The organism is Faecalibacterium sp. Marseille-Q4137 (assembly GCF_017377535.1).
GTDB lineage: Bacteria > Bacillota > Clostridia > Oscillospirales > Ruminococcaceae > Faecalibacterium > Faecalibacterium duncaniae.
The window spans coordinates 57,462-82,591 of the sequence record NZ_JAFREK010000011.1; the positions used below are offsets into that span (position 1 = coordinate 57,462).

Consider the following 25,130-nt stretch of genomic DNA (forward strand, 5'->3'; position numbering starts at 1 on the left):
CTGCAAACCTGACTCCGGAGCCGCAATTGGCTCGCCCCTTGGGAGAGCTGTCAGCGAAGCCGACTGAGAGGGACTTACTTCTTCAAACTCTGATTGACTTCAGCCGCTTTCCGGCAGTTGTCCTGATGTTCAGCATAGGTCTTGGCGTAATAGTAGTGACCGGAAAGGTCCGTAACAAAGAAATAGCAGTCCCTGACTTCCTCATCACACTGAGGTGCCAGAGCAGCCTGGATCGCGGCAAGGCCCGGATTCGAGATGGGCCCGGCGGGCAGGCCGGTGCAGGTGTAGGTATCGTAGGCATTCCGGATGTTCTCGGGGATATCCTCCCAGCCGCCATAATACGGAGCCACCCAGTTCCAGAGGTAGTTGTTGTCCTCATCGCTCTGGACATAGCTGGAGGTGTTGCTCTGGAGCTTGGGGTAGGGCGAACCCTCGGCCAGACGGTTGCGGAACACCTGCGCCACATTGGAATCCTGATCGTTGCCCGCTTCCTCCTGCACAAAAGAGGCCAGTGTGATGACCTCGGGCAGGGTCAGCTCCTGCTTTTCCAGTTCCCTGTACATCTCGTCCGTAAACTGCTTATCGAAGTGTGCATAGAACGTTGCAACATAATGATGCACGGTATCGTCCGTCAAAAACTCATAGGTGTCCGGAAAGAGGTAGCCCTCACACTTCATAAAGCGGTCGGGGGCATCGGCATCGTCCGGGACATACTGCCAGAAGGTGTACTCACTGAAATCTCCGGTGTTGGCTTCTTCCAAAAACTCCTCGGCAGTACACAGACCGGCTTCCTCCATTTTCCGGGCAATGGCAATGGCAGTGGTTCCCTCCGGGAAGGTCAGACGCACCGAATCCGCCTTGGCATACGTGGACAGCTCTGCGATCAGGCCATCGTAGGAATATCCGCCGGTTTGCAGCGTAAAATCACCGTACTGCAGTTTTCCGGCGGCACCCTTGTGCCCCACATACCAGCGGAACAGATAGGCCGAACGAATCACTCCAGCCTCCTTCAGCTCCTTTGCGATGGCAGCAACGCCGCTGCCCTGGGGGATGCTGACGGTCACCTCTGCACCGGGCTTTTCTCCATTGCCGTTGATCTCGTTATACGCAAACACGCCTGCCGCACCGACTGTCAGTACCAGCAGCAACAGCACGGCCAACAGGATCTTCAGCGCACTGCCTTTTTTCTTTTTCTGGTGTTTTTCTGCCATATCCACGTTCCTTTCAATCCATCATCAGGCGCATGTAGCTCTCCGAAACATCAAAAGGTTCTCCTTCAAAGCGGATGAGGCCATACTCCTGCCGGGTTCCCTCGCCCAGGAACAGATTCTGGGCAGCTCCCACCGTGATGACAGCCTTTTCCACAATGACCTCTTTCTCCCGGGCGGCTTCCATCAGCACCTCGGCAGCACGGTCATTTTCCGCCATCATCTCCACAAAGTAAAGGGTATCCTCCCTGCGGAAATAGATGCCGTAGCCCTGCTCACTGGATACGATGGTCGCGCCACGGGAATACAGGTCCCGCAGAACTTCCCCCATCTGCTCCGGCGGCAGCTGAACGGTGTCGGGCCAGTATTTTGCCCGCAGCTCGCAGAGTTTTTTCGCCGTCACGGAATCGAATTCCGCCTGGCTCCACAGGTTGCGCTCCACCTCCCGGGGCAGGCAGCGCAGGGCAAAGGCTTTCTGGAAGCCTTTATCCTGCAGCAGCGTTGATTGTTCTGGGCTGGCGGGCACTGCCACCACAAAGCCTGCGCCCCGCAGTTTCTGCTGGGCGCACAGGGTATCCACCAGGCCCGCAAGGAGCAGGCTGCCCTGCCCGCACAAACCGAACAGATAGCTGCCCGGGCGGCCCTGCAGGGTCACCGGCACAGCCAGTGCCACAGCCTCAATGTGGTCGTTTTCCTCCGCGACGTAGACATTCTGCACCCCGGCAAAGCGCTCCACAGCGCCACGGACAAACTCCTCCGTGTCGCCGCGCTGGGCCTGCCACAGGGCCAGCACCTCCGCCCAATCGGACGGCTGCATCAAACGGTACATGATATAGGATGCCTCCTTTTGTTTCAAATAACAGCGAGAGCAAGAGTTCTGACCTCTCCCTGAATATCCTCAATGCTTCGCATCTTCTCCCCTGCCGTGCAGTGGACGGTATCCCAGCCGAGGTGAGCGGCGCAGTATTCTGCCGCCCGGCGGCTGCGGGCCAGGTATTCGGTGTCCTTTTCATGGACATCCTTCCTGGTCTCGTCGCCATGGTAGCGGGCAGTCATCAGCCGCTGACTCACCGCCGGGTCAACCTGCAGATAGATCACCTTATCCGGTGCAGGCAGGCCCAGCAGGTGGTATTCATAGTCAAAGAGCCACTGCAGGAATGTGTCCCACTGCTCCGGCGGAAGCTTCGAGCACTGATGCACGGCATTGGAGGTGGTGTAGCGGTCAGCGATCAGGATGCCGCCTTCCTCGTAGAACTTGCCCCAGTCCGACTTATACCCCGCATAGCGGTCCACCGCATAAAAGCTGGATGCCGCGTAGGCGTTGACATCGTCAGGCTTGTCGCCGAACTGCCCGGCCAGATACATCTTGACCAGCGCACTGGAATCACTGTCATAATCCGGGAAGGTGATCTCTCTTACCAGATGATCCGTCACCGTCAGGTGCTTTGCAAGCAGTTTGGCCTGCGTGCCCTTGCCGCTGCCGTCCAGCCCTTCCAGAACGATCAGCTTGCCTTTGCTCATACACCAGCCTCCTGCTTGATGGCCTCATACTTTGCGCGGACTTCGGCAGTTCTGCCGCAGCACATCTTGCCCTCGGGGCAGGGGCCGCTGACACAGGCCGGGCCGGCCTTGGCAAAGATATGGGGTGCCACCGGGTAGACCAGCCGGAACATTTCCTCGGCCAGCTGACGGATCTCCCACTGGGCACGGGAGCAGCAGCGCAAATGGAAGAAATTCTGCAGACTGCGGGCGTTCATGGTCACGACCATCTTCGTCTCGCAGGCGTTGGGCAGCACGAAGCGGGCATCCTCGTTGGCCTGTTTGGAGGCCTTGGCGCGGGCCTGCTTTTCGGGCATTCCCTCCGCCATCAAGCGGGCAGTATGGCCGTCCTCCAGCTTTTTTGCAAGGTCCAGGTAGCGCTTCGCATCCTCATCCATGCTCTCAAGAAAGGCTGCCTTTGCCTCAGGGATGGCCTCGATCTCCGGCGGGATGACATAGTGGAAGTCGTCCAGCCGGACATACCGCTGGCTCTGGACACTGAAGGATGCGATGCGGTGCCGGGTGATCTGGGCCAGCAGGGTGCGGCTCACACCCTCAATGCCAAAGGTGAAGCTGGCATGTTCAATGGGGCTGGCATGGCCCAGGTCGCTGAGCATGGTCAGGAACTTGGCCGTTTTCTCCTCAGTCAGGCCGTCCAGCAGGTCGGTGATATGGGCATCGGAGTAGCAGAGCTTGGCCGCTGCCGCCACCACCTTTTCCGGTTCCGGGGTATGTGCGATCAATCGAACGGTCATCATAGTTTTCTCATTCCTCCGTAATTTTCGTCAGCGGCGCAAAATTTGCCATGGTTTTCTTCACGCCGACCTTTTCAAAGTTGATCTCCACGATCTGGTCTCCTGCAGCGGCCTTGACCGCCAGCACCTTGCCCCGGCCAAAGACCTTGTGCTCCACAATGTCGCCCACCTCGTAATGCTTTGGGCCGGTGGATGCCGGGCGGGAAGCTGCCGGGCTCCCCGGAAAGCTCACGGGTTTGGACGCTGCCTTGGGGGCCGCGGGACGACCATAGCCCACGCCAAAACCGGAGGAGCCGGACGTGCGCGGGGCGCTGCTTCCGCTGCCAAACCCGGAAGCACTGCTGCCGCGGCCTGCATAACCGGAGCCGAAACCGCCGCGCTCAGAGGCATTGTATTCCCGGTTGAGGTAGCTGCCGCCGGTGCGGCCGCCGAAGCTGCTGGAATTGCGGCCCCAGCCGGACGCGCCGGAGTAGCCCGAGGCCCCGCCGGGAACGGTATCACTGTAACTGGAACCCCAGCCCATGGAAGAACGGCGTTCCAACGCCGGGCTGCGGGTCTCTTCTATATACTCAGGCTCGATCTCCCGCAGGAAGCGGCTGGGCTCGTTGCGCTGGGTGCGGCCGTAGAGCATCCGGGAGACGCTGTTGGAGATATACAGCTCTTTCTTGGCGCGGGTGATGCCGACATAGGCCAGGCGGCGCTCTTCCTCCAGATCAGCCTCGGAGTATTTGCTCATCTCGCTGGGGAACACCCCCTCCTCCATGCCGATGAGGAACACATAGGGAAATTCCAGACCCTTTGCGGAGTGGATGGTCATCAGGACCACCTGGTCAGCGCTCTCGTTGTAGCTGTCAATGTCGCTGATGAGGGCGATATCCTCCAGGTAGCCTTCCAGTGAAGCATCCTCGCCGTGCTGGTCGCAGTAGTTTTTGACGTTGTTGACCAGCTGGCCCAGGTTCTGCAGGCGGTCTGCCGCATCCTCGTGGCCCTTGGCCGCATCGGCTTCCAGCATGGCCTTGTAGCCGGTCACCTCAATGACATCCTGGGCAAATTCGTCCAGTGTCCTGGTTTCCAGCGATTCCTGCAGTTTTTCGTAGATCTGCCAGAATTTCAGCAACGGCATAACGGCACGACTGAGTTTGGCGTATGCATCCGCGTGGGAGATGACTTCCAGCATACTGATTCCCTGCTGGGCGGCAAGGTCAGCGATCACGTCAACAGTGGTATTGCCGATCTTCCGGGCAGGCTCGTTGATGATGCGGCGCAGGCGCACATCATCCCGGGCGTTCGCCACGATGGACATATAGGAGTGGATGTCCTTGACCTCTTTGCGGTCATTGAAGCGCTGGCCGCCCACGATCTTATGGGGAATGCCCGCGCGGGTAAAGTAGCTTTCGATGGGGGCCGACTGGGCATTCATACGGTAGAGCACCGCATGGTCCGCCAGATGCCCGCCCTCTTTCAGGTGCTCACCGATGACATCCGCAATGTGCATGGCTTCGTCCTGCTCATTCTCGGCAGTATAGACCTGCACCTTGTCGCCCTCGTCGTTCCGGGTCCACAGGGTCTTGCCCTTGCGCTCGGTGTTGTGCTGGATGACGCAGTTGGCAGCATTCAGGATGTTGGAGGTGGAACGGTAATTCTGCTCCAGACGGATGGTCTTGGTGCCGGGGAAGATGCGCTCAAAGTTCAGAATGTTCTCAATGGTGGCACCGCGGAAACGGTAGATGCTCTGGTCATCGTCACCGACAACGCAGATATTCTTTTCCGGGCCGGTGAGCAGGCTGACCAGCCGGAACTGGGCCACGCTGGTATCCTGATACTCGTCCACCAGCAGGTAGCGGTACTTGTTCTGGTAGAACTCCCGCACATCCTCGTGCTCCGCCAGCAGCTGCACGGTCTGGTAGATCAGGTCGTCGAAGTCGAAGGCTCCTGCCTCCCTGAGCTTTTTCTCGTAGGCGGCGTAGACTTTGGCGGCAATGGCTCCCTTGGTGTCCCGGGCCGGGGTGCGCAGCGCCTCCTCCGGGCTGACCAGCTGATCCTTCCAGCGGCTCATCTGGTTGATGGCGCTCTTGATCGGGAAGAACTTATCGTCGATGCTCAGTTCCTTATAAACCGCCTTCATCACGCGCTGGGAGTCATCGGTATCATAGATGGTAAAGCTGCGGGGGTAGCCGATGGATTCTGCCCAGCGGCGCAGAATGCGCACACAGGCCGAGTGGAAGGTGGAGGCAAACACCTCGTCCCCCTCTTCGCCGCCCAGCATATTGCGCAGGCGCTCTTTCAGCTCCCCTGCCGCCTTGTTGGTAAAGGTGATGGCCATCACGTTCCAACTGCGGACAGCGTTCTGCCGCAGCATCCCGTCCAGCCAGGCGGGCGCATCGGTGCCGGTCATAATTGCCGTTTTCAGAGCCTTGACATCCTCCTCTGTCACCTCACGGGGGGTCCAGCTGGAACCGTGGGCCGAGCCAAACCGGATCAGGTTTGCGATGCGGTTGACCAGAACAGTGGTCTTGCCGCTGCCTGCACCGGCCAGAATGAGCAGCGGGCCGTCGGTGGTAAACACCGCCTGCCGCTGCATATCGTTCAGGCGGCCAAACTGCTTTTCAATATAGGTATCGCGCAGAGCGCAGAATTCCTGTTGGAGACTTGCTGCCATTGTTTCACCTGTTCTTCTATAAAATCACTTACTTTATAAGTATATCACAATTCAAGAGGGTTGTACATAAAAAACCGCCCTTCCTGTACAGCACAGGAGGGGCGGCAGTGTTCAGATAAAGCTTAGCCGAAGATGTTGATCAGGATACCGGCAGCAACTGCAGAACCGATAACGCCAGCCACGTTGGGGCCCATGGCGTGCATCAGCAGGAAGTTGGAGGGGTTCTCGCTCTGGCCGACCTTCTGAGAAACACGGGCGGCCATAGGAACAGCGGAAACACCAGCGGAGCCGATCAGGGGGTTGACCTGACCGCCGGTCAGGGCGTACATCACCTTGCCGCACAGAACGCCTGCAGCGGTACCAAAGGAGAAGGCGATCAGACCCAGCACAATGATGAACAGGGTGCGGCTGTTCAGGAAGGTGTTTGCCGAGGTGGTGCAGCCAACAGACAGAGCCAGGAAAATGGTGATGATGTTCATCAGTTCATTGCCGGCAGTCTTCTGGATACGATCCACAACACCGGACTCTTTCATCAGGTTGCCCAACATCAGCATACCGACCAGAACGGCAGCATCAGGAACGATCAGAGAAACAATGATGGTGACCATGATGGGGAAGATGATCCTCTCGGTCTTGGACACGGTGCGCAGCTGCTTCATTACGACCGTACGCTCTTTCTTGGTGGTGAGCGCCTTCATAATGGGCGGCTGGATCACGGGCACCAGAGCCATGTAGCTGTACGCCGCAACGGCAATGCTGCCCAGCAGCTCAGGTGCCAGACGGGAGGTAACGAAGATGGCGGTAGGGCCGTCTGCACCGCCGATGATGGAGATTGCAGCGGACTGCTTCTGGGTGAAGTCCACAATACCGGTAGCGGCCAGCAGACGAGCGCCCATGTAAGTGCCAAAGATACCGAACTGAGCGGCAGCGCCCAGCAGCAGGCTCTTGGGGTTGGAGATCAGGGGGGCGAAGTCGGTCATGGTGCCGATGCCCAGGAAGATCAGCGGGGGGTATATGCCCAGCTTGACACCCATGTAAAGCATATCGGCCAGACCACCGTTGTTCAGGATCTCGATCCACATCGGGTGCTCGAGACCATCACCAACGAAGTACTGCATGTGGATAATGCCGCTGCCGGGCAGGTTGGCAAGGATCATGCCAAATGCCATGGGCAGCAGGATCAGGGGCTCAAATTCCTTCACGATGGCCAGGTACAGCAGGAAGCAGCCCACGCAGATCATGATCGCGTAGAGGTAGCCGCCCGGCTCACCGAACCGTGCAAAGCCGGAACTCTGGAAAATACCGACCAGAGTATCGATAAACTGTGTCATGTTTTTCCTCCTGTGTTAAAAAGGTGCGGTGGTGTCGTTGACACCAGCCTTGCTCCAGCCATTTGCAGCACGGCGCACGGCCTTCAGGGTGTACTTGCCATTGCCCATGGCATGGATGGCAGCCATAATTGCGGCAACCACATCGCCGGGAATGCCTTCCTCCACCACAGGGGCGGGAGCAGCCTGCTGCACGGGGGCGGCAGGCTTTGCGGCAGCCTTGGGAGCAGCAGGCTCCTTGGCTGCCTTCTTCTTGGCGGCCATACCGTCGAAGATCTTGCCTTCCAGCATGATGATGAGCATCAGCAGGACGAGGATGGCAAACACCAGCACGATACCGGTAATGGTGATAACCACATCAGAACCCAGATTCATGGTCTTCCTCCTAATAATAATTTACTCCGCACTCCGGAGCAGACCCCGGCGCGCAAAAAGCGATTTGAAAACATTATACAATATTTCCCGACCTGATTCAACAAGTATGAACAAAATTTTGTTGCAACTTTTCCAATTTCTTAACAAGCCGGGTCAGGGCCCCGGTTAACGGCGGCCCATGCGGGGGGTCGCATCCAGGAAGCCGGTCTCCAGCTTATCGTTCAGGCCCAGGCTCATGGCAGTGCCCAATGCCACGCAGTTCACGGGATCGGGCGAGACGGTCACATCCACCTTGAGTTCCTGGCTCAGGTATTCGGGCAGGCCGTGCAGCTGTGCGCCGCCACCGGTCAGCACCACACCATTGCGGAAGATATCGCCTGCCAGTTCGGGCGGGGTCTTTTCCAGCACCTGATGGGCGGCAGTGCCGATCTGCTCACTCAACATCATCACAGGCTCGTAGAGGTCGCTGGTGGAAACATTCACCTTGATGGGCAGGCCGGTCAGCAGGCTGCGGCCCTTGACCTCCATCGTCTCGTCAAAATCAGCCTTCTGGGGGCAGCAGGCAACGTTCTTTTTCAGCTGCTCTGCGGTACGCTGGCCGATGGCAATGCTGAACTTGTTGCGGACATGCTTCAGGATCTCGTCATCATAGTGGTTGCCCGCCACACGGACACTGGTGGCCTTGACCTTGCCGCCCAGAGACAGGACAGCGATATCGGTGGTGCCGCCGCCGATGTCAATGATCATCCGGCCATCGGGCTGGGTGATGTCGATGCCGGAACCCAGTGCAGCGGCAATGGGCTCATCGATCAGGTAGACCTGACGGGCACCGGCGGCCATCACGGCCTCCACCACGGCATCGCTCTCAATGCCGGTGATGGCAGCGGGCACGCAGACAGCCACCCGGGGCTTGACCATGTGGGAGCTGTACACCTGATTCACAAACCGGCAGATCAGCTCCCGGGTCATGGTGTGGTCGCTGATAACACCGTCCTTCAGCGGGAAAATGGCGGAAATATAGTTGGGGGTACGGCCTACCATGGCCAGGGCCTTGTCGCCCACCTCCAGCACGGAGTTTTTGCGGGTATCCATTGCCACCACGCTGGGCTGGTTGAGCACGACCCCCTGCCCTGCCTGTGCAATGATAATGGTCGTTGTGCCCAAATCGATGCCGATGTCATTCTGTGCCATAATGAAACGTTCCTTTCTCTGCTCCCCTGTTTTCTATCGTAAATGCCCGTTCGGGCGGGAAATCAAATCAATTTATATTGTAGCATAAGCCAGTAAAAAAGTATAGACCAAACCTCTCCTAGTAGGAGAGGCAAGTCAGCAGCCTGGCTCCCCTATTAGGGGAGCTGGCGCAAAGCGCCTGAGAGGTTATTCTGCCGCCATCTGTTCCGGTGGCAGATTCTCTTTCAGCAATTCGCACAGGCCGCTGTACCGCAGGTTCTGCCGGACATTGGACATCATCCGGTTCACCACATCCCGCCGCCCGGCCACGATGCACAATTTGCGGGCGCGGGTCACGCCGGTGTAGAAGAGGTTGCGGTAGCAGAGCCTTGGCGGCACCTGCGCCACCGGCAGCACCACCGCCGGGAACTCGCTGCCCTGGCTCTTGTGCACCGTAATGGCGTAGGCGATCTCCAGCTCGTTCAGGTTTTCCGCCGGGTAGAGCAGGCGGCGGTCATCCATCCGCACCACCATGGAGCGGTCGCGCATGTTGATGGATTCCACAATGCCGATATCACCGTTATAGGCTCCAACGCCCTGCTCCCCGCCAATGCGGTTCCAGACGATCTCGTAGTTGTTCCGCACCTGCATCACCTTATCGCCCACCCGGAACACCCGGGAGGCGCTCTGGAGCTGAGGCTTGCCCTTTTGCTCCGGGTTGAGCAGGTTCTGCAGCTCTACATTCAGCGCCTGGGTGCCGGTGGGTCCCAGCTTGGTGGGGCAGAGCACCTGGATATCCCGGACAGGGTCAAAGCCATAGCTCCGGGGCAGACGGGTGGTGACAAGATCGCACACCAGTTTCTGCGCCGCATCGCCGTCCGATTCCAGAAAGAAGAAATCGTCTGTCTTGCCGCCCTTCTGCAGCGGCTCACTGCTGATAATGTGGTGGGCGTTCTCCACAATGAGGCTGCGTCTGGCCTGCCGGAAGATCTCGTTCAGGCAGACGGTGGGCACCAGTCCGGAGCGGATGACCTCGCCCAGAATGTTGCCAGGCCCCACGCTGGGCAGCTGGTCGGCATCGCCCACCATAATAATGCGGCAGCTGTACCGCAGGGCTGCAATGAGTGCCTGAAACAGCTTCACATCCACCATACTCATCTCATCCAGAATGACCACATCGCATTTGAGCAGGTTCTTGTCATTGTGGATGAAGCTGACCACACCGCCGGAGTAGTCCACCTCCAGCAGGCGGTGGATGGTAGAGGCCTTGCGGCCGGTCAGTTCACTCAGCCGTTTGGCCGCACGGCCCGTGGGGGCACAAAGCGCCACCCGGTCTGCCTGATGTTCCAGCAGCTGCAGGATGGCGTTGACCGTAGTGGTCTTACCGGTGCCGGGGCCGCCGGTCAGCACAAGGCAGTTTTCGGTCATGGCCTTGCGGATGGCTTCCCGCTGCAGGGGCGCATAGGCAAAGCCCTGGGTCAGCTCCAGCACCTGAATGTTTTTATCAAGGTCCCGCACCGTCTGCTTTTCCCGCTTTGCCAGCAGGGCCAGCCGGTCGGCAATGGCCTGTTCTGCTTCCAGCAGGTCAGGCAGATAGATATACGGCACCGCCTCCAGCATCTTTACGCCAAGCTGCCCGGTCTCAATGCAGTGGTCCAGCGCACGGGCCAGCTTTTCGGGCGGCTGCTGGATGAAGTGGGATGCCGTGTCCAGCAGCTGCGCACGGGGCAGGCAGGTGTGGCCGTTGCCCGCGTTGTGGCGCAGGGTGCGCAGAAGCGCTGCTTCCAGCCGCTGGGTGCAGTCCCCTTCCATGTGGTAATACTGTGCAATGCTGTCGGCATGGCGGAAATCCAGCTGCAGGGGTTCCCCACAGAGCAGATAAGGGTTCTGGGAGATGGCCTGCATGGCACTGGGGCCAAAGACGCGGAACACCTCCATAGCGCGGCGGGGGCTGATCTCGAACTGCGCCAGATAGGCGATCAGTTCCCGCATTCCGAACATCCGCTTGAACTCCTGCTGGATACGGTCAGCTTTGTCCGCCGAGATGCCGGGGATCAGGGTGAGCTGGGCGGGGTCGTTGGCAATCACCTCCAGCGCTGCCGCGCCGAATTTGTCGATGATCTTATTGGCCGTGCGCGCCCCGATATAAGGCAGGGAGCCGCTGGCAAGGAAGGCGTATACCGCTTCCAGATCCTTCGGCATATCGGTCTCGCACTCCTGGGCGTGGAACTGGCGGCCATAGGTAGCGTGGTTCTCATATTTACCGCGGCAGACCACGCTCTCGCCCGCATGGAGCTCGCCCACGATCCCGCACACCACGGTGACCGTGCCGCCGCCGGAAATTTCAAACACCGTGTAGCCGTTGTCCGGGTTCTCGTAGATAATGTCCTCCACCGTTCCCTCGATCTGTTCCAGCTCCATGCTCCTCACCCCCTTGTGACATAATTATTTATAGTATAATCGTTTTGGTGTTATTTGTAAAGGAATTGGGCAGGCCCTGCTCTATACAGCCTCTCAGCTTTGGCGTTGTGTGAGGCTTTCCCTCTTCGCCAAGGCCTCCCCTACTAGGCAACAAAAGAGCCGCCCTTCTGCGGTTTCGCAAAAGAGCGGCTCAATTTTTACAAGTTTGCGTGCGGTCTTGCTTTTTCCTGTTTCAGCTTCCGGAACACAACGATATACGCCGGGATCAGGAAGAAGCAGGCAAAGAACCAGGCCACCGGGTTTGCAATGCAGGCGGCAAAATAGCCCCACAGCGGCACGAACAGGAAGCCCACCAGAGCACGGGCGATCATCTCTGCCACACCGGCAAACATGGCCAGGCTGGAATAACCCAGACCCTGAATGGTGTAGCGGTAAATGATAAGGACCGCCAGCGGGATATAGAACACGCTGTTCCAGAAGATGAAGCTCTGGGCGTTGGCCATGATCTCGGTCTGGCTGCTCTCAAGGAACAGGCCGATCAAAGCCTTATCCAGCACGCGCAGGATCAGGAAGGATGCCACACTGTACACACAGCCGATGCCCAGAGCGGTGTTCACACCCTTGTTCACACGGTTCAGGTCGTGAGCACCCATGTTCTGGCTGGCGTAGGTGGTCATGGCCGTGCCAATGCTCTCCAGCGGGACGGACAGGAACTGTGCCGCCTTGCCGCCTGCAGTCTGTGCCGCCACGATGTCACTGCCCAGACCATTGACTGCACCCTGCAGCACAACGGAACCGATGGCCGTGATGCTGCACTGCAGACCCATGGGGATGCCCATGCCGCACAGCTTGACACAGTGCTGTCTGCTCAGGTGGCTTTCTTCTTTGTTCCAGCGCAGCTCATTATAATGCTTGAGGATGTACCACAGGCTGCCCAGACCGGCCACTGCCTGGCTGAACACGGTGGCGAACGCCGCACCGAACACGCCCATCTTGAAGACGATGATGCAGAGCAGATCCAGCCCGATGTTCAGAAAGCTTGCCACCAGCAGGAAGTACAGGGGCCGCTTGCTGTCGCCCAGAGCGCGCATCAGGGCGCTGGTCATGTTATACAGCAGCGTAAACGGGATGCCGATAAAGATGGTACGGATGTAGATGTCCGCCAGATCGATGATGTTGTCCGGGGTATTGGTCCAGACCAGAATGGAACGGGTCATGGCCACTGTGACCACGGTAAGCACTGCGGCAAAAAAGACACTCAGCCAGACGGCATTGGCGGTGTAGCGGCGCATCTCCACATAGTCTTTTGCCCCGAATGTCCACGAGATGGGGATGGAGAAGCCGCAGGCAATGCCATTGACAAAGCCCAGCACCAGATAGTTCAGACCGCCCACACTGCCGACTGCCGCCAGCGCTTCCACGCCCACAAAGCGGCCCACGATGATGGTATCTGCCAGATTATAGAACTGCTGGAACAGGCTGCCCAGCATCAGCGGCACCGCAAAGGCAAGGATCAGCTTGAGTGGGCTGCCCTGCGTCATATCTTTCGTCATACGCACGTTCCTCCTTGGGAAAGCATCACAGACCTTATCACACGAATTTTTTCCGACAAAAACGCCCTGCCGCGCAATGGGCAGGACGTTTTTGTTCATGTGGGTATTATATCAGGTTGCGATGAATTTTCAAGAGGTTTTTTCAAATTTTTCAGTGCTTCCCGGCCAGATACTTCAGCAGCTGGAACAGAGTGCTCCAGAAACCCGTTCCGGCATTGCCCGAAGGCGGGGTCTCCTCATCCGGAATGCTCAACGGCGTATCATCCTCCGTGATGCACATAGCGACCGACACACCAGATTCGTCCTGAGCAGCCCAAACCTGCTCTGTACAGCAAAACCGCCCCGGCGTGCATCTCTGCATTCCGGGGCGGTTCGGGTCATTCTGAATAATGTGCGAGGAAGTGTCTGGTACGCTCCTCCCGGGGGTGGTCGATGAGCTGTTTGGCCGGGCCTTCTTCCACGACCACGCCGCCATCCATGAACAGGATGCGGTCGGCCACATCGCGGGCAAAGTGCATCTCATGGGTGACAATGATCATCGTGGTCTTGCGGTCAGCAAGATCACGCAGGACCTTCAGCACCTCGCCGGTCAGCTCCGGGTCAAGGGCGCTGGTGGGCTCATCAAAGCAGAGGATATCCGGGTGAAGCGCCAGCGCGCGGGCAATGGCCACACGCTGCTGCTGGCCGCCGGAGAGCTGATGCGGGTAATGGCCGGCCCGCTCCGAAAGGCCCATCTGCGCCAGCAGTTCTCTTGCCTGCTGTTCCAGCTCCGCGTGGATGGCCTTTTTATTTGCCTGATACTCCGGGCGTTCCTTTGCCAGCAGTTCCCCTGCCAGCATCACGTTCTGTAAAGCCGTGTACTGCGGGAACAGGTTGAAGTTCTGGAACACTAGACCAAAATGGAGCCGCTTTTTGCGGATCTCACTTTCCTTCTGGGTGGCAGGGTCGGCGGCATCCCACATGGTCTCGCCGTTCACCTTGATAACACCCGTGTCAGGCCGTTCCAGAAAGTTCAGGCAGCGCAGCAGAGTTGTTTTGCCGGAACCGGACGAGCCGATGATCGCCAGCGCTTCCCCCTGCTCCAGATCCAGGGAGATGTCCTTCAACACATGGGTCTCGCCAAAATTTTTCCCGATACCGGAAGCTTCGAGCAACGCCATAATCTATCTGCCTCCTTAGCAGCGGAAATAATCGAGCTTTTTTTCAGCCCAGTTGAACAGGATGGTCAGTGCGCCCACAAACACCAGGAAGAAGAGCGCAGTAGAGAACAGCGGCCAGATCAGGCCCTTTGCGCTGTACTCCTTGGCCATCATAATGATTTCCTTGTTGGCAATGGTGTTTGCCAGCGAGGTATCCTTGACCAGCGTGATGATCTCGTTGCCCATGGGGGGCAGGATGCGCTTGACGACCTGAAGCAAGGTCACCTTGAAAAAGATCTGTGTTTTGGTCATGCCAAGCACCTGCCCGGCCTCAGTCTGCCCCTTGGGCACTGCTTCAATGCCGCCGCGGTAGATCTCAGAAAAATAACAGGCATAGTTGATGGCAAAAGCCACCACCGCCGCCACCATCCGTCCGCCGGAGCCGGAGGGCCAGGGGTTGTTCATGCCCAGCAGGCCGGGGCCCAGATAGATCACAATAATCTGCAGCATCAGCGGGGTGCCGCGGATGATCCAGACAAAGGTCTTGACCAGCCCGGCCAGCGGCTTGCAGCGGCTCATGGAGCCAAACGAGACCACCAGCCCCAGCGGCAGTGCAAACAACAGTGTCAGGGCAAAGAGCTCACAATTGAGCAGGAACGCGCCGGACAGGCGCATAAGAATCACAGACACAAAAACACACCTTTTTTATTCAGAATCCAAATTCCCCTTCCATCACAGCCGGTGAAAGTTCCCTCTGCTCAGGAGCCTTTCACGCATCGGCAACAAAAAGCCTCCCTCACTGAGGGAGGTTGCATCGCATCGCGATGACGGAAGGAGTTTTTCAACAAATTCAGTCAGCCAGTGCCAGATCGTACTGATCGGCCAGTGCCTGCATGGTGCCATCGGCCTTCAGTGCATCAAAGGCCTCATCCACAGCGGCGGCAGCATCACTGCCCTTGCGGAATGCCACGCCGTACTCCTCGGCGTTCAGCTCGTCCACGATCTTCAGGTCGGCATAGTCAGTGCCCTCACCGATCATGGCGTTGGCCAGGGTCAGGTCAAGTACAGCGGCATCGGCAGTGCCTGCGGCAACTTCCATCAGGCAGTCGGTCTGAACGCTCTTGGAAACGTAATCAGCCTGTGCCAGGTTCTCGTCTCCCTCAATGGCGGCCTCACCGGCGGAACCAGCCTCGGCGACCACGGTCTTACCCACCAGGTCAGCGGTAGAGGTATAATCGATGCCATCTTTCACAACGACCACCTGTGCATTCTTTGCATAAGCCTTGGTGGTAGCGGTGTTCTGCATGATGTCATCGGTCAGGGTCATACCGTTCCAGATGCAGTCGATGCTCTTGGCATCCAGCTCCACGACCTTGGTGTCCCAGTTGATCTCCACAAACTCCGGCTCCACGCCCAGCTTTTCGCAGACAGCGGTAGCCAGCTCGGTATCAAAACCGGTGAAGTTGCCATCGGCATCGGTGTAGTTCATGGGCTCGTAAACAGTGTAGCCAATGACCAGCTTGCCCTTGCCCTTGATGTAATCCAGGTCGCTGCCTGCAGCCTGGGATGCGGCAGCGCTGCCGGAAGCAGAGGCCGAGGCAGATGCGGCAGTGGAAGTGGAAGCGGCACCGCCGCAGGCGGCAAGGCTCAGTGCCATGGCACCGGCCAGGAATGCAGATACAAGACGTTTCATATACGGTTCCTCCCTCAGTGGCAAGCAGCTTCGTTTTATTGCTTTACCATGCTAAATTGCTAAACTGTGGTTATAGAATAGCGCGTTTTCAGCCATTTGGCAAGGGGGAAAACTGATTTTTCGCAGTTTGCTCAAATCTTTACTGCTTTACCACGGCAAAGCGGTCATTTTGACAAAACAAAAACGCCGCGTCGGCAGCTGCCAGACGCGGCGAGAGGTTTCTCTCTGAAAACGCAGCGGAATGCCACCGCCCTCCTATCCGGGAGAGCCGGTGCGCGATTGCGAGACCGAAAAGGGTTTCCTCCTCAGCTCAGGGCATCCAGCGCCGCCTTTTGCAGATCGGTGATGTCGATGGTACACAGAGCCTTCAGGTCGGCATCGTCTCCGGAAAGCCCGGCGATCTCGGTGCGGGTCTTGCCCTTGAGGGCATCACAGAAGCCTTCGCTGTGCTCATACCACTCCTTGCCCAGCGCCGATGCGCCGCGCATCCCGTAGTCCTCACCCAGCTCCAGTTTGGTCTTGACGAGGTCCGGGGCTGTCACACCGCCGTCCGACACCACTGTCAGGGCCGGCTCGGCCATATCCGCAATGGCGCTGGTCACACGGCGGTCCGCATCGGTGGTCAGTGCCACGATGCTCACATCCACCTGCGCATTCACATCCTTGTCATCGGTGGCGGTGATGTCCGAAGTCCCGTTCACCGCTTCGATGCCCAGCGCGGCCCTGTCGCCCTTGGCGGCACCCAGTGCCCTGGCATTGGCGCAGGCCCGGGTCACGGCATCCCGGTAACGGTCCACTGCAATGGTGCACCCGCTCAGCAGGTCGGCATCCGTGGGCTTGCCATCCTTATCCACTTTGAGCATGGAGACCTGTTCCGGGGTCATGCCGATCAGGTAACTGGCAAAGGCATCCGCCTGTTCCGCCCATCCCTTTTTCAGGGAAGAGACCTCGGCCAGCGGGTAATCGTCCCCCTTCTGCCGCTTGGTGCGCCAGTCGGTGGGCAGGGTCACATGGCCGGTGCTGTCCGCCGAAACAGACACCTCCAGCTCGTCCAGCAGAACACTCTCCAGTTTCCCCTCGTCATCCAGCAGGACAGCGGCCGCTGCCAGTTCAATTTTCCCTGCCCTGTCCTGATCGGTGGCCTCTGTCACCACACCCAGACCGGTTTTCCATGCCGCTGTCTGGGTCTGTGCGGAGGATGTGCCGCTGCTTCCGCTCATGCTGCCGGAGCTGCCCGACCCGGCGTTCGTTTTGCCACAGGCGGTCAGCAGCAGCGCCGCCGCCATGGCACAGCTCCAAAGAGCCCGATGGTTCTGATTCATAGATACGCTCCCTTTCCACACGGCCCGTTGGGCCTTTGCCCCATAGTATGTCCAGAAGAGCGTAAGATTACGCAGCCGACGGGAGTTTTCCAAAGCAAGTGTCCGCTGGGGTGGGACCCTGTTGCCACAGGCAATAGGGCGGGCGATGGAATGGCCCGTTTCACTTGCGCGGAAAAGTTCCCCGAGTGCTGCGCGCAGCCGCTTACATCAACGGACTCAGCAGCCGCAGCACGCTGTCCAGTGCTGTGCCCGGCAGATTGGTGCGGCAGTCGGAGCGCATGATTTCCCGGCACTGCGGCAGGGTGCGCTCCACATCCTTCCGCAGAGCGGCGATCTGGCTGTTATGGAAGAGCAGTGTTCCGCACTCAAAATGGAGAAACAGGCTCCGATAATCCATATTGATGCTGCCCACCGCGGCCACACGGTCATCACTGACATAGCACTTGGCGTGGAGGAAACCGGGCGTGAATTCATAAATGCGCACACCCGCCCTGAGCAGGGGCAGATAGTAGGAACGGCTGAGCCGGAACACCAGCTTCTTATCCGGGATCCCGGGCAGGATGAGACGCACGTCCACCCCGCGCTTGGCCGCACTTTTCAGAGCATCCAGCATCTCCTCGCCCACGGCCAGGTAGGGCGTGTAGATATAAACATATCTCTGGGCCTGAGAGAGGATGTCCAGATAGACCGTCTCGGCCAGCGGTTCCTCATCCAGCGGGCTGTCCGCGTAGGGCTGCACCACGCCATCCTGCACTGCGGGCAGGCGGGTGGGCGCAAAGGCGGTGTAATCGGTCTCCTGCGGGCGGAAGGCGTTCCATACATTGAGGAACATCACGGTAAAGTTCCAGACAGCGGCTCCTTCCAACCGGATGGCCGCATCCTTCCAGTAGCCAAAGCGCTGCTCTGCATTGATATACTCATCCGCCAGATTCACGCCGCCGGTGTAGGCCACATTGCCGTCAACCACCACGATCTTGCGGTGGTCGCGGTGGTTCATCACCAGCGAGACCAGCGGCACCACCGGGTTGAAAGGGATGCAGCGGATATGCGCCTTCTCCATGCGGATGACAAAATCACTGGGCAGGCCCAGCAGGCTGCCAAAATCATCGTAGATCAGCCGCACATCCACGCCCTGGGCGGCCTTGCGGCGGAGGATCTGCTCCACACCGTCCCACATTTTGCCGGAACGGAGGATAAAGAATTCCAGAAAGATGAACTTTTCCGCCTTTTCCAGATCTGCCAGCAACTGGGGATACATCTCCTCCCCGCAGGAAAAGTAGTGAGCAGCGGTATCCCTCCAGGCCGGATACGGCCCGAACTTTGCCACGTAGCGGCTCAGGTTCCGGCTGGAGATATCCAGCGCATCGGTCTGGCCCTCGGGCTGGGCAAGCTCAGTCTGATGGGCCTGTTCCACCTTCTGCATCCGCTCCCGCAGATACTTGGCGGGGGCCTTGTTGCCAAAAGCCAGATAAAGCGCGCCGCCCAGCAGGGGCAAAAGACCGATCAGAACGATCCAGCCGATCTTATAAGCGCTGTTTTCATCCTTGCGCACCAGATACAGCACGATCAGGATGCTCAGCGCCTTCAGGGCACCGTTCAGCCAGACCCGCCCCGCCGTGAACGACCAGAACGCCCAGAGCAGCCAGAGCACCTGTAAAGCCACCAGCACCACTGTGATCGTGACACGGTTGAAGATGCGGTTGAAAAACTTGACGATGGGCAATCTGAACATGTGGTATCCCTCCCCTGCCGCCCACGGCGATTTTTGATGCTGTTAGTATAGCGCAGAGCGGAAGATTTTGCAAACAAAAAAGCGCCCACAACGGCTTTCCCCGCTATGAGCGCCTATTCAATCGTGGCAGAATTTCGTGGCAGATTTTTTTCCGAGGGTTGTCCGCTTATGCTTCCGCGTCCTCATAACCAACCAGCAGGCCGCCCAGCTCTGCATAATAGCTGCACAGACCGCCGCACTCGCTGATGTCCACCTTTGCTCCATCGAACACAGCCTTTACCATGTGCTTCAGGCGCTCAGCGGCGGCGGGATTGCCGCAGTGAGAGATATGGAGCCTGCCGTTGGTGTAGCCGTGCTCCTTGAGTTCCAGCACGATGCGCTCCAGCGCACCATGCTCACCACGGGTCTTGCAGAGAACATCCAGCTCTCCGGCCTCACTTGCCTGTCCGATGACCCGGATGCCCAGCATCCGCGCCATAGCAGCAACAGCAGGCTTCACGCGGCCATTGCGGGCCAGATTGGCCAGCGACTCCAGCGAGAAGAGCAGATGGGTGTGCTTGTGGTAGCGGAGCATCTCTTCACAGATCTCGTCAAACTCCTTCCCCTCAGCCAGCAGATCCCGCAGATGCTCGGCCAGCAGGCGCTGCTCCGGGCCGGTGGAAAGGCTGTCCAGCACGAACACCCGCTTGCCGGGGTTCTCCTGCTGGTATTCCTCGGCGGCCAGCTGGGCGGCATTGTAGCTGCCGGACAGGGTACCCGTGATGGTGATGGCATACACCTCGTCGGCTCCCTCGTAGGCGGCCAGCCAATCGCTGACGTTGGGGCAGGAAGTCGAGGTCTTGCCCTTATAGGTGCGCAGGGTCTGGGCCATGCCCACGGCATCCATCGTGCCGTTGTCCAGATATTCGGCATCGTCGGTGATGATCTTCAGGGGAACGCATTCAAAATCCACGCCCTGCAAGGTGTACAGGCTGGCGGAGGAATCCACAACGATCTTGGTGTTCATAAGCATTTATCTCCATTCCGGCGGCAGAGGATGCCGCAGTTTTTCCTGTTGTTTGAATCACTATATCAGTTTTTCAAAAACCTGTCAACTGTTTTCTTGAATTATTTCAAAAGTTTTTAATTTCCTGTTGACCATATTTCCAAAACATGGTATACTGTCCGCATGAAATTAGAATCAAACCGCCGCGTTGCGGCCTGCGCCGCAGGGTTTGCCCTGCCCCGGTATGCAGAACTCCCCACCGTAGGGCTTTATCTGGATCAGAGTGTACAGTTTGTCAACGGGTGTTTCCGCACATTTCAGGGGGTGGAGCTCACCGCTTCCATGGTGAGCAACTACGTTAAGAAAGGGATCATCAGCCACCCCATCAAAAAGAAGTATACCCGGGATCAGCTGGCCTGCCTGATCTACATCGTGGTTTCTAAAAATGTCCTGTCCATGGAAAACATCGACAGTCTGTTCAAGATGCAGCAGGCGCATTATACCTCCGCGCAGGCGTATGATACCTTTTGCGATGAGCTGGAGAACTACCTGCCCTATGTGTTCGGCCTGACCAAAAGCTTTTCCGAGCTGGAGCCGGATGTTGATGATGCACGCAAGCTCCTGCGCAGCACCATCATCTCGGCTGTAAACAAGATCTATCTGGACTGCGTTTTCACCGACCTGCGGCAGGAGCAGGCCCTCTGGCCCGATATCCTGCCGGATCTGGCATAACAACAAAAATAGCCCTCTCCGTCATGCTTTGTAAAGCAATGATGAAGAGGGCCATTTTTTCTTAAAATGTAAGCGTGGGGCTGATCTCATTGCGGCGTTGGGCCTGCACGATGCAGTCCTTTTCCGGCACGACACCCGCCGCACCCAGGGTGTTGAACATGGTCTGCAAAGCAAGTGCCGGGGTGTTATTCTCCTGCGAGAGATGGCAGAGGGCAAACTTCTTGCATCCCTCCTGGATCAGCTCCAGCAGCTTCGCCGAGCACTCATCGTTGGAGAGGTGGCCCCGGTTGGACTCGATGCGGGAGCGCAGGTAGTAGGGATACCGCCCGCTGCGGAGCATGTGGAGGTCGTAGTTGCTTTCCAATGCCACCAGGTCACAGCCGCTCAGGGCCTGATGCACCGGCGGGGTCAGGACTCCCAGGTCGGTGGCAATGGTCATGGTCTTGTTGTCCGGGGTGTGGATGCGGTAGCCCACGCAGGGCACGTCGTGGCTGGTGGGGAACATCGTCACGCCGAAATCTCCCACATCCTCTTCCCCGCCGGACAGGGTGCGCAGCTCACAGGTGGCGGGCACAATGCCGTTTGCATCCAGAAAATCCAGCGTATCGTCTGCGCCGTATACCGGCAGCGGATTCTTTTTGAGGAAGGTAGCCAGCCCCTTGACGTGGTCAGAGTGCTCGTGGGTGACCAGAATGCCCGCACAATCGCTGATGTTCAGGCCCAGCTCCTTGAGTGCCGCCGAGGTAGTGCGCACACCCTTTCCCATATCAATGATGATGTACTTTTCCCCCGTGCGCACCACGCTGCAGTTGCCGGAGGAGCCAGAGTATAACGAGATGAATTCAGACATTTCAAACCTCAAGAAACGAACCTCTCCGTCGTTGCTTCACAAAAGCTCCCTGTCAGGGGAACTTCTGCAAAACAGACTGAGAGGTTCTGAATGATCACATTGCCGATTCCAGTGCGGCGGGCATCCGCTCCACCTTGCTGATCTCAGCGCCCAGGCCGCGCAGCTTTTCCACGATGTTCTCATAGCCGCGCTCAATGTGGCCGATCTCCTCGATCTCGCTGGTGCCGTCTGCCATCAGGGCAGCAACGACCATGGCCGCACCGGCACGCAGGTCAGAAGCGCGCAGGGGGGCGGGGTTCAGTTTGTCCACACCCTCAAACACGGCCACCTGACCGTCCACCTGCACCACTGCGCCCATCTTGCGCAGCTCGTCCACATAGCGGAAGCGGTTATCCCACACGCTCTCGGTGATGGTGGAGGTACCCTTTGCCACGCTGAGCAGCACACCCATCAGGGGCTGCATATCGGTGGGGAAGCCCGGGTGAGGCATGGTGTTGATCTTCAGCGGCAGGATATCGCCCTTGCGGGAGACGCGGACGGAATCATCGAATTCCTCCACATCCACACCGGCACGGCGGAGCTTTGCCGTGATGGGTTCCAGATGCTTGGGGGTGACATTTTTGATCAGAACGTCGCCGCCGGTGGCAGCAGCGGCAACCATGTAGCTGCCCGCCTCGATCTGGTCAGGGATGATGCTGTAAGTGCAGCCGTGCATCTTTTCCACGCCGCGCACCTTGATCACATCGGTGCCGGCACCGCGCACATCCGCGCCGCACATATTCAAAAAGTTTGCCAGATCAACAACATGGGGCTCCTTGGCGCAGTTTTCCAGAATGGTCTGGCCCTGTGCCATCACAGCGGAGAGCATACCGTTCATGGTAGCGCCCACGCTGACCTTATCAAAGAAGATATGGGCACCGTTCAGTTCCTTGGCACGCACGGTGATCATGCCGTAGTCCACGCTGTCCTCTGCACCCAGTGCGCTGAACACCTTGAGGTGCTGGTCGATGGGGCGGGGGCCCAGATTGCAGCCGCCGGGCATGGCCACCTGTGCCTTGCCAAAGCGGGAGAGCAGCGCACCCAGGAAGTAGTAGCTGGCACGCATCTGGCGGGACAGATCGTCCGGGACGTTGGTGCTGTTCAGGTGGGTGGTGTCGATCTCGTAGGTATTGCGGTTCAGCATCTTGATGCTGGCACCCAGGGTGCTCAGGATCTTCAGGCTGACTGCCACATCACTGATGTCCGGCAGGTTTTCGATCACACAGACATCTGCCGCCAGAATGGTGGCAGGCAGAATGCCCACAGCCGCATTTTTTGCACCGGAAATGGTAACTTCGCCATGCAGGGGCTTGCCGCCCGTAATAACAAACTTTTCCAATTTTATAATCTCCTTGTCGCAGGCCCGCCAGCGGCAGGGCCACTCAGGGTTCTTGCTTGATCTCTCCGCGCACCGCTGGGTACACACCCTCACGATACAACTATCTTATTATACACAACTTCGGGCAAAAAGCAAAGCCCCCTTTTCCCCTGCCGGATTATTTTCTGTTTTGCCCAGAATCTGCGGAGATATTCGACATTTTTGTTTCTTATTTCAAAAATTTTACAATCAGCGCCCCTTACCAGACGCAATCCTCGCTGCAGGTCTCCTTGATCCAACCCAGCTGATAGGCCTTGACCAGCTGCTTCAGGTCGTGCACCCGCTCCCGCAGGGTCTCTCCCTCGTCCGTCTCTTCCACCAGAATGCGGTGGTTCTCCGTTTCCAGTATGTTCTTCTGCGACACGATGTCGATGTTTTCGTTCACGGCCTTTTCGGCGCTGACAAAGGGCTGATGGGTCCGCAGGGACATGGTGCGGCTGGAGTACACCAGCGTGTACCCTGCAATGCCGGTCTTTTCATGGTAGGCGCGGCAGAACCCGCCGTCAATGACGACCAGACGGCCCCCGCCCTTGATGGGGCTCTCGCCGCTCTTCTCCCGCACCGGCACATGGCCGTTGACGATGTGGCTGGTGCCGGGCAGACCGAATTCCGCCAGGATGCGGCGGCAGGCGGCCTCTTCATTGTACCATGTATAATAGGGGTCCTTGACTTCCTCGTGGGTGGCAGGGTCGGCAATATACAGCCGCTCAAAGGTGGTCATGGCGCTGCGGCCGAACAACGGCGACAGCTTGCCGCACCACAGATACCACAAAAAGTCCTGACCGCTCCGCCGGGCCGCGCTGCCCTCGGGGGCAAAGTAGCCGCAGCGTGCCCGCTCGTCACAGTAGTCCATCAAGCCGCGGCCCGAGTAGTTGTGTCCCTCGAACCGCTCCACGGCAAAGCTGCCGTTTTTGGTCATAGGCACCACGCCGTGGTAGAGCAGGTTGCCGTTCTCGATGTGGTAAACGCTGCCCTTGGCATACAAAAATTCCACATGCTGCTGCAAACGCTCGCTCTGCCGGAAGGATTCCACCAGCTTGCGGAGCACCAGCCGCTCATCATCATTCAGGGCGGCGGGGTCTGCCGGATCCACGGTGGGGAAGCTGGTGTCCCGCAGGGGGTATGCCTGCCCGTTCAGGGTCACTGTTCCCTTTTTCCAATCGATGTGCCGCAGGAAATCCCTTCCCTGCATCTTGAAATCCGGGTTGCGGTCGATGACCTTGCACTCCATCTTGAGCATCAGAATGGTCACGGCCTTGTGCATCACGGCACAGCGGTGGAGCATTCCCTCGGTGTAAGGGCCGCGCGCCGCGTCGGTGTGGGGCATCCAGAGGGTCAGGTCGTCATTTCCGTAGAACTGCTCGGCCATCCGCTGCAGGTGCCGCAGGTTGATGCCGTAGCAGTCCTCAAGCATGGCATGGTTGTGGTAGGCCAGTGTCGTTTTGAGCACAGTGCAGACGCAGATGGGACTTCCGGCGGCGGCACCCATCCAGACCACGTCATGGTTACCCCACTGGATATCCACATGGTGGTGGCGCATGAGCCGGTCCAGTATGATATCAGGCCGGGGGCCGCGGTCAAACAGGTCACCCACGATGTGCAGCTTGTCCACAGCCAGCCGCTTGATGAGCTCACACAGCCGGACAATGAACCGGTCAGCGCGGCCATTTTCGATGATGCTGCCCACGATCTGCCCGTAATAAAGGTCCTTGTCGTGGTCCTCAAAGTGGGCATGGAGCAGCTCATCCAGAATATACCCGCAGCTGGACGGCAGGCAGGAGCGCACATGCTCCCGGGTATGCTTGGAGGACACCAACCGGCAGATATCAATGAGCTGAAGCAGGGTCTCCGTGTACCAGTGGTCAAGCGCTTCTTCATCCGCGCACCCAGCTTTGAGCTGGGGCAGCTTCTCGTTGGGGTAATAGATGAGCGTTGCCAGCCCGGCACGGGTCTGCTCCGGCACACTGTCCCCCAGCACAATATCCACCTTTTCCCGGATGACACCCGAAGCCGAGTTCAGGATGTGGACAAAGGCCTCGTTTTCACCGTGCAGGTCGCTCATAAAATGTTCGGTGCCCTTGGGCAGCTTGAGCAGGGCCTGGGTGCTGATGATCTCACTGGCGGCGGCTGCCTGCGAGGGGTAATCCCGTGCCAGCAGGGAGAGATATTTCAAATGATCCCGGATCTCCTCGTTTTCGGTGCGCATGACATCCTCCGTCTGATATGTAGTATTTTTGCATGATATATAATAT

21 protein-coding genes are annotated in these 25,130 nt (G+C 58.5%); 1 reads left to right on the forward strand and 20 read right to left on the reverse strand.

Features of this window, described 5'->3' with window-relative positions; translation table 11 throughout:
• Positions 1-74: 74 nt before the first annotated feature.
• The 17 genes from mltG to J3353_RS06510 form a co-directional block, all read right to left on the reverse strand.
• Positions 75-1,211, reverse strand: a complete 1,137-nt coding sequence (gene mltG / locus J3353_RS06430; RefSeq protein WP_207684451.1) for an endolytic transglycosylase MltG — start codon at positions 1,209-1,211, stop codon at positions 75-77.
• Between the two features lie 13 nt (positions 1,212-1,224).
• The gene (locus tag J3353_RS06435; protein ID WP_097773776.1) at positions 1,225-2,037 is read right to left on the reverse strand and encodes a hypothetical protein; all 813 of its coding nucleotides are present in this window, start codon (positions 2,035-2,037) and stop codon (positions 1,225-1,227) included.
• Positions 2,038-2,060: 23 nt separating this feature from the next.
• Positions 2,061-2,729: a deoxynucleoside kinase gene (locus J3353_RS06440; RefSeq protein ID WP_117504260.1), complete on the reverse strand. Its 669-nt coding sequence runs from the start codon at positions 2,727-2,729 to the stop codon at positions 2,061-2,063.
• The gene (thyX, locus tag J3353_RS06445) at positions 2,726-3,505 is read right to left on the reverse strand and encodes an FAD-dependent thymidylate synthase (protein ID WP_005936154.1); all 780 of its coding nucleotides are present in this window, start codon (positions 3,503-3,505) and stop codon (positions 2,726-2,728) included. Before thyX ends, J3353_RS06440 begins: the two co-directional genes overlap by 4 nt.
• A gap of 7 nt (positions 3,506-3,512) precedes the next feature.
• Positions 3,513-6,161 carry an ATP-dependent helicase gene (locus tag J3353_RS06450; RefSeq protein WP_154277186.1) on the reverse strand — a complete coding sequence of 883 codons (2,649 nt, stop codon included), beginning with the start codon at positions 6,159-6,161 and terminating at the stop codon, positions 3,513-3,515.
• Positions 6,162-6,283: 122 nt separating this feature from the next.
• Positions 6,284-7,492 carry a sodium ion-translocating decarboxylase subunit beta gene (locus J3353_RS06455; RefSeq protein WP_097771766.1) on the reverse strand — a complete coding sequence of 403 codons (1,209 nt, stop codon included), beginning with the start codon at positions 7,490-7,492 and terminating at the stop codon, positions 6,284-6,286.
• Between the two features lie 15 nt (positions 7,493-7,507).
• Positions 7,508-7,864 (reverse strand): OadG family transporter subunit, encoded by a 357-nt coding sequence (locus J3353_RS06460; protein WP_097771767.1) that lies wholly within the window; start codon positions 7,862-7,864, stop codon positions 7,508-7,510.
• A gap of 165 nt (positions 7,865-8,029) precedes the next feature.
• The gene (locus tag J3353_RS06465; RefSeq protein ID WP_005936170.1) at positions 8,030-9,055 is read right to left on the reverse strand and encodes a rod shape-determining protein; all 1,026 of its coding nucleotides are present in this window, start codon (positions 9,053-9,055) and stop codon (positions 8,030-8,032) included.
• A 186-nt stretch (positions 9,056-9,241) separates the two neighbouring features.
• Positions 9,242-11,455, reverse strand: a complete 2,214-nt coding sequence (locus tag J3353_RS06470; protein ID WP_097773770.1) for an ATP-dependent RecD-like DNA helicase — start codon at positions 11,453-11,455, stop codon at positions 9,242-9,244.
• Positions 11,456-11,652: 197 nt separating this feature from the next.
• A complete protein-coding gene (locus J3353_RS06475; RefSeq protein WP_097773769.1) occupies positions 11,653-13,008 on the reverse strand; it encodes an MATE family efflux transporter in 1,356 nt (451 codons plus the stop codon).
• Between the two features lie 151 nt (positions 13,009-13,159).
• Positions 13,160-13,300, reverse strand: a complete 141-nt coding sequence (locus J3353_RS06480; protein ID WP_207684452.1) for a hypothetical protein — start codon at positions 13,298-13,300, stop codon at positions 13,160-13,162.
• An 85-nt stretch (positions 13,301-13,385) separates the two neighbouring features.
• The gene (locus J3353_RS06485) at positions 13,386-14,168 is read right to left on the reverse strand and encodes an amino acid ABC transporter ATP-binding protein (RefSeq protein WP_242700877.1); all 783 of its coding nucleotides are present in this window, start codon (positions 14,166-14,168) and stop codon (positions 13,386-13,388) included.
• Between the two features lie 15 nt (positions 14,169-14,183).
• On the reverse strand, positions 14,184-14,822 hold the full coding sequence (locus tag J3353_RS06490; protein WP_005936193.1) for an amino acid ABC transporter permease: 639 nt from the start codon (positions 14,820-14,822) through the stop codon (positions 14,184-14,186).
• A 175-nt stretch (positions 14,823-14,997) separates the two neighbouring features.
• A complete protein-coding gene (locus tag J3353_RS06495; RefSeq protein WP_207684453.1) occupies positions 14,998-15,840 on the reverse strand; it encodes a transporter substrate-binding domain-containing protein in 843 nt (280 codons plus the stop codon).
• A 305-nt stretch (positions 15,841-16,145) separates the two neighbouring features.
• Entirely contained in the window at positions 16,146-17,162 is a 1,017-nt protein-coding gene (locus tag J3353_RS06500) for a hypothetical protein (RefSeq protein ID WP_207684454.1), read from the reverse strand.
• A 202-nt stretch (positions 17,163-17,364) separates the two neighbouring features.
• A complete protein-coding gene (gene cls / locus J3353_RS06505) occupies positions 17,365-18,894 on the reverse strand; it encodes a cardiolipin synthase (RefSeq protein WP_207684455.1) in 1,530 nt (509 codons plus the stop codon).
• Between the two features lie 166 nt (positions 18,895-19,060).
• Positions 19,061-19,900, reverse strand: a complete 840-nt coding sequence (locus tag J3353_RS06510) for a DegV family protein (RefSeq protein ID WP_242700878.1) — start codon at positions 19,898-19,900, stop codon at positions 19,061-19,063.
• Positions 19,901-20,062: 162 nt separating this feature from the next.
• Here J3353_RS06510 and J3353_RS06515 point away from each other — a divergent pair, with 162 nt between their 5' ends.
• Positions 20,063-20,611: a DUF1836 domain-containing protein gene (locus tag J3353_RS06515; RefSeq protein WP_098922126.1), complete on the forward strand. Its 549-nt coding sequence runs from the start codon at positions 20,063-20,065 to the stop codon at positions 20,609-20,611.
• Positions 20,612-20,672: 61 nt separating this feature from the next.
• On the opposite strand, the gene J3353_RS06520 is transcribed toward J3353_RS06515, so the two are convergent.
• From J3353_RS06520 to J3353_RS06530, 3 genes are all read right to left on the reverse strand, one after another.
• Positions 20,673-21,461, reverse strand: a complete 789-nt coding sequence (locus tag J3353_RS06520; protein ID WP_156060938.1) for an MBL fold metallo-hydrolase — start codon at positions 21,459-21,461, stop codon at positions 20,673-20,675.
• A gap of 94 nt (positions 21,462-21,555) precedes the next feature.
• A complete protein-coding gene (locus J3353_RS06525) occupies positions 21,556-22,839 on the reverse strand; it encodes a UDP-N-acetylglucosamine 1-carboxyvinyltransferase (protein WP_097773760.1) in 1,284 nt (427 codons plus the stop codon).
• Between the two features lie 238 nt (positions 22,840-23,077).
• Entirely contained in the window at positions 23,078-25,084 is a 2,007-nt protein-coding gene (locus J3353_RS06530) for a fructose-1,6-bisphosphatase (protein ID WP_207684460.1), read from the reverse strand.
• Positions 25,085-25,130: the final 46 nt, after the last annotated feature.

Coding starts and splice junctions, on each gene's coding strand:
- J3353_RS06510 (WP_242700878.1), bottom strand. CDS start 19,900: ATGAACACCAAGATCGTTGTGGATTCCTCCGCCAGCCTGTACACCTTG.
- J3353_RS06495 (WP_207684453.1), bottom strand. CDS start 15,840: ATGAAACGTCTTGTATCTGCATTCCTGGCCGGTGCCATGGCACTGAGC.
- J3353_RS06455 (WP_097771766.1), bottom strand. CDS start 7,492: ATGACACAGTTTATCGATACTCTGGTCGGTATTTTCCAGAGTTCCGGC.
- J3353_RS06500 (WP_207684454.1), bottom strand. CDS start 17,162: ATGAATCAGAACCATCGGGCTCTTTGGAGCTGTGCCATGGCGGCGGCG.
- J3353_RS06530 (WP_207684460.1), bottom strand. CDS start 25,084: ATGCGCACCGAAAACGAGGAGATCCGGGATCATTTGAAATATCTCTCC.
- J3353_RS06515 (WP_098922126.1), top strand. CDS start 20,063: ATGAAATTAGAATCAAACCGCCGCGTTGCGGCCTGCGCCGCAGGGTTT.
- cls (WP_207684455.1), bottom strand. CDS start 18,894: ATGTTCAGATTGCCCATCGTCAAGTTTTTCAACCGCATCTTCAACCGT.
- J3353_RS06470 (WP_097773770.1), bottom strand. CDS start 11,455: ATGGAGCTGGAACAGATCGAGGGAACGGTGGAGGACATTATCTACGAG.
- J3353_RS06490 (WP_005936193.1), bottom strand. CDS start 14,822: ATGCGCCTGTCCGGCGCGTTCCTGCTCAATTGTGAGCTCTTTGCCCTG.
- thyX (WP_005936154.1), bottom strand. CDS start 3,505: ATGATGACCGTTCGATTGATCGCACATACCCCGGAACCGGAAAAGGTG.
- J3353_RS06440 (WP_117504260.1), bottom strand. CDS start 2,729: ATGAGCAAAGGCAAGCTGATCGTTCTGGAAGGGCTGGACGGCAGCGGC.
- mltG (WP_207684451.1), bottom strand. CDS start 1,211: ATGGCAGAAAAACACCAGAAAAAGAAAAAAGGCAGTGCGCTGAAGATC.
- J3353_RS06475 (WP_097773769.1), bottom strand. CDS start 13,008: ATGACGAAAGATATGACGCAGGGCAGCCCACTCAAGCTGATCCTTGCC.
- J3353_RS06435 (WP_097773776.1), bottom strand. CDS start 2,037: ATGTACCGTTTGATGCAGCCGTCCGATTGGGCGGAGGTGCTGGCCCTG.
- J3353_RS06520 (WP_156060938.1), bottom strand. CDS start 21,461: ATGTCTGAATTCATCTCGTTATACTCTGGCTCCTCCGGCAACTGCAGC.
- J3353_RS06460 (WP_097771767.1), bottom strand. CDS start 7,864: ATGAATCTGGGTTCTGATGTGGTTATCACCATTACCGGTATCGTGCTG.
- J3353_RS06465 (WP_005936170.1), bottom strand. CDS start 9,055: ATGGCACAGAATGACATCGGCATCGATTTGGGCACAACGACCATTATC.
- J3353_RS06485 (WP_242700877.1), bottom strand. CDS start 14,168: ATGGCGTTGCTCGAAGCTTCCGGTATCGGGAAAAATTTTGGCGAGACC.
- J3353_RS06450 (WP_154277186.1), bottom strand. CDS start 6,161: ATGGCAGCAAGTCTCCAACAGGAATTCTGCGCTCTGCGCGATACCTAT.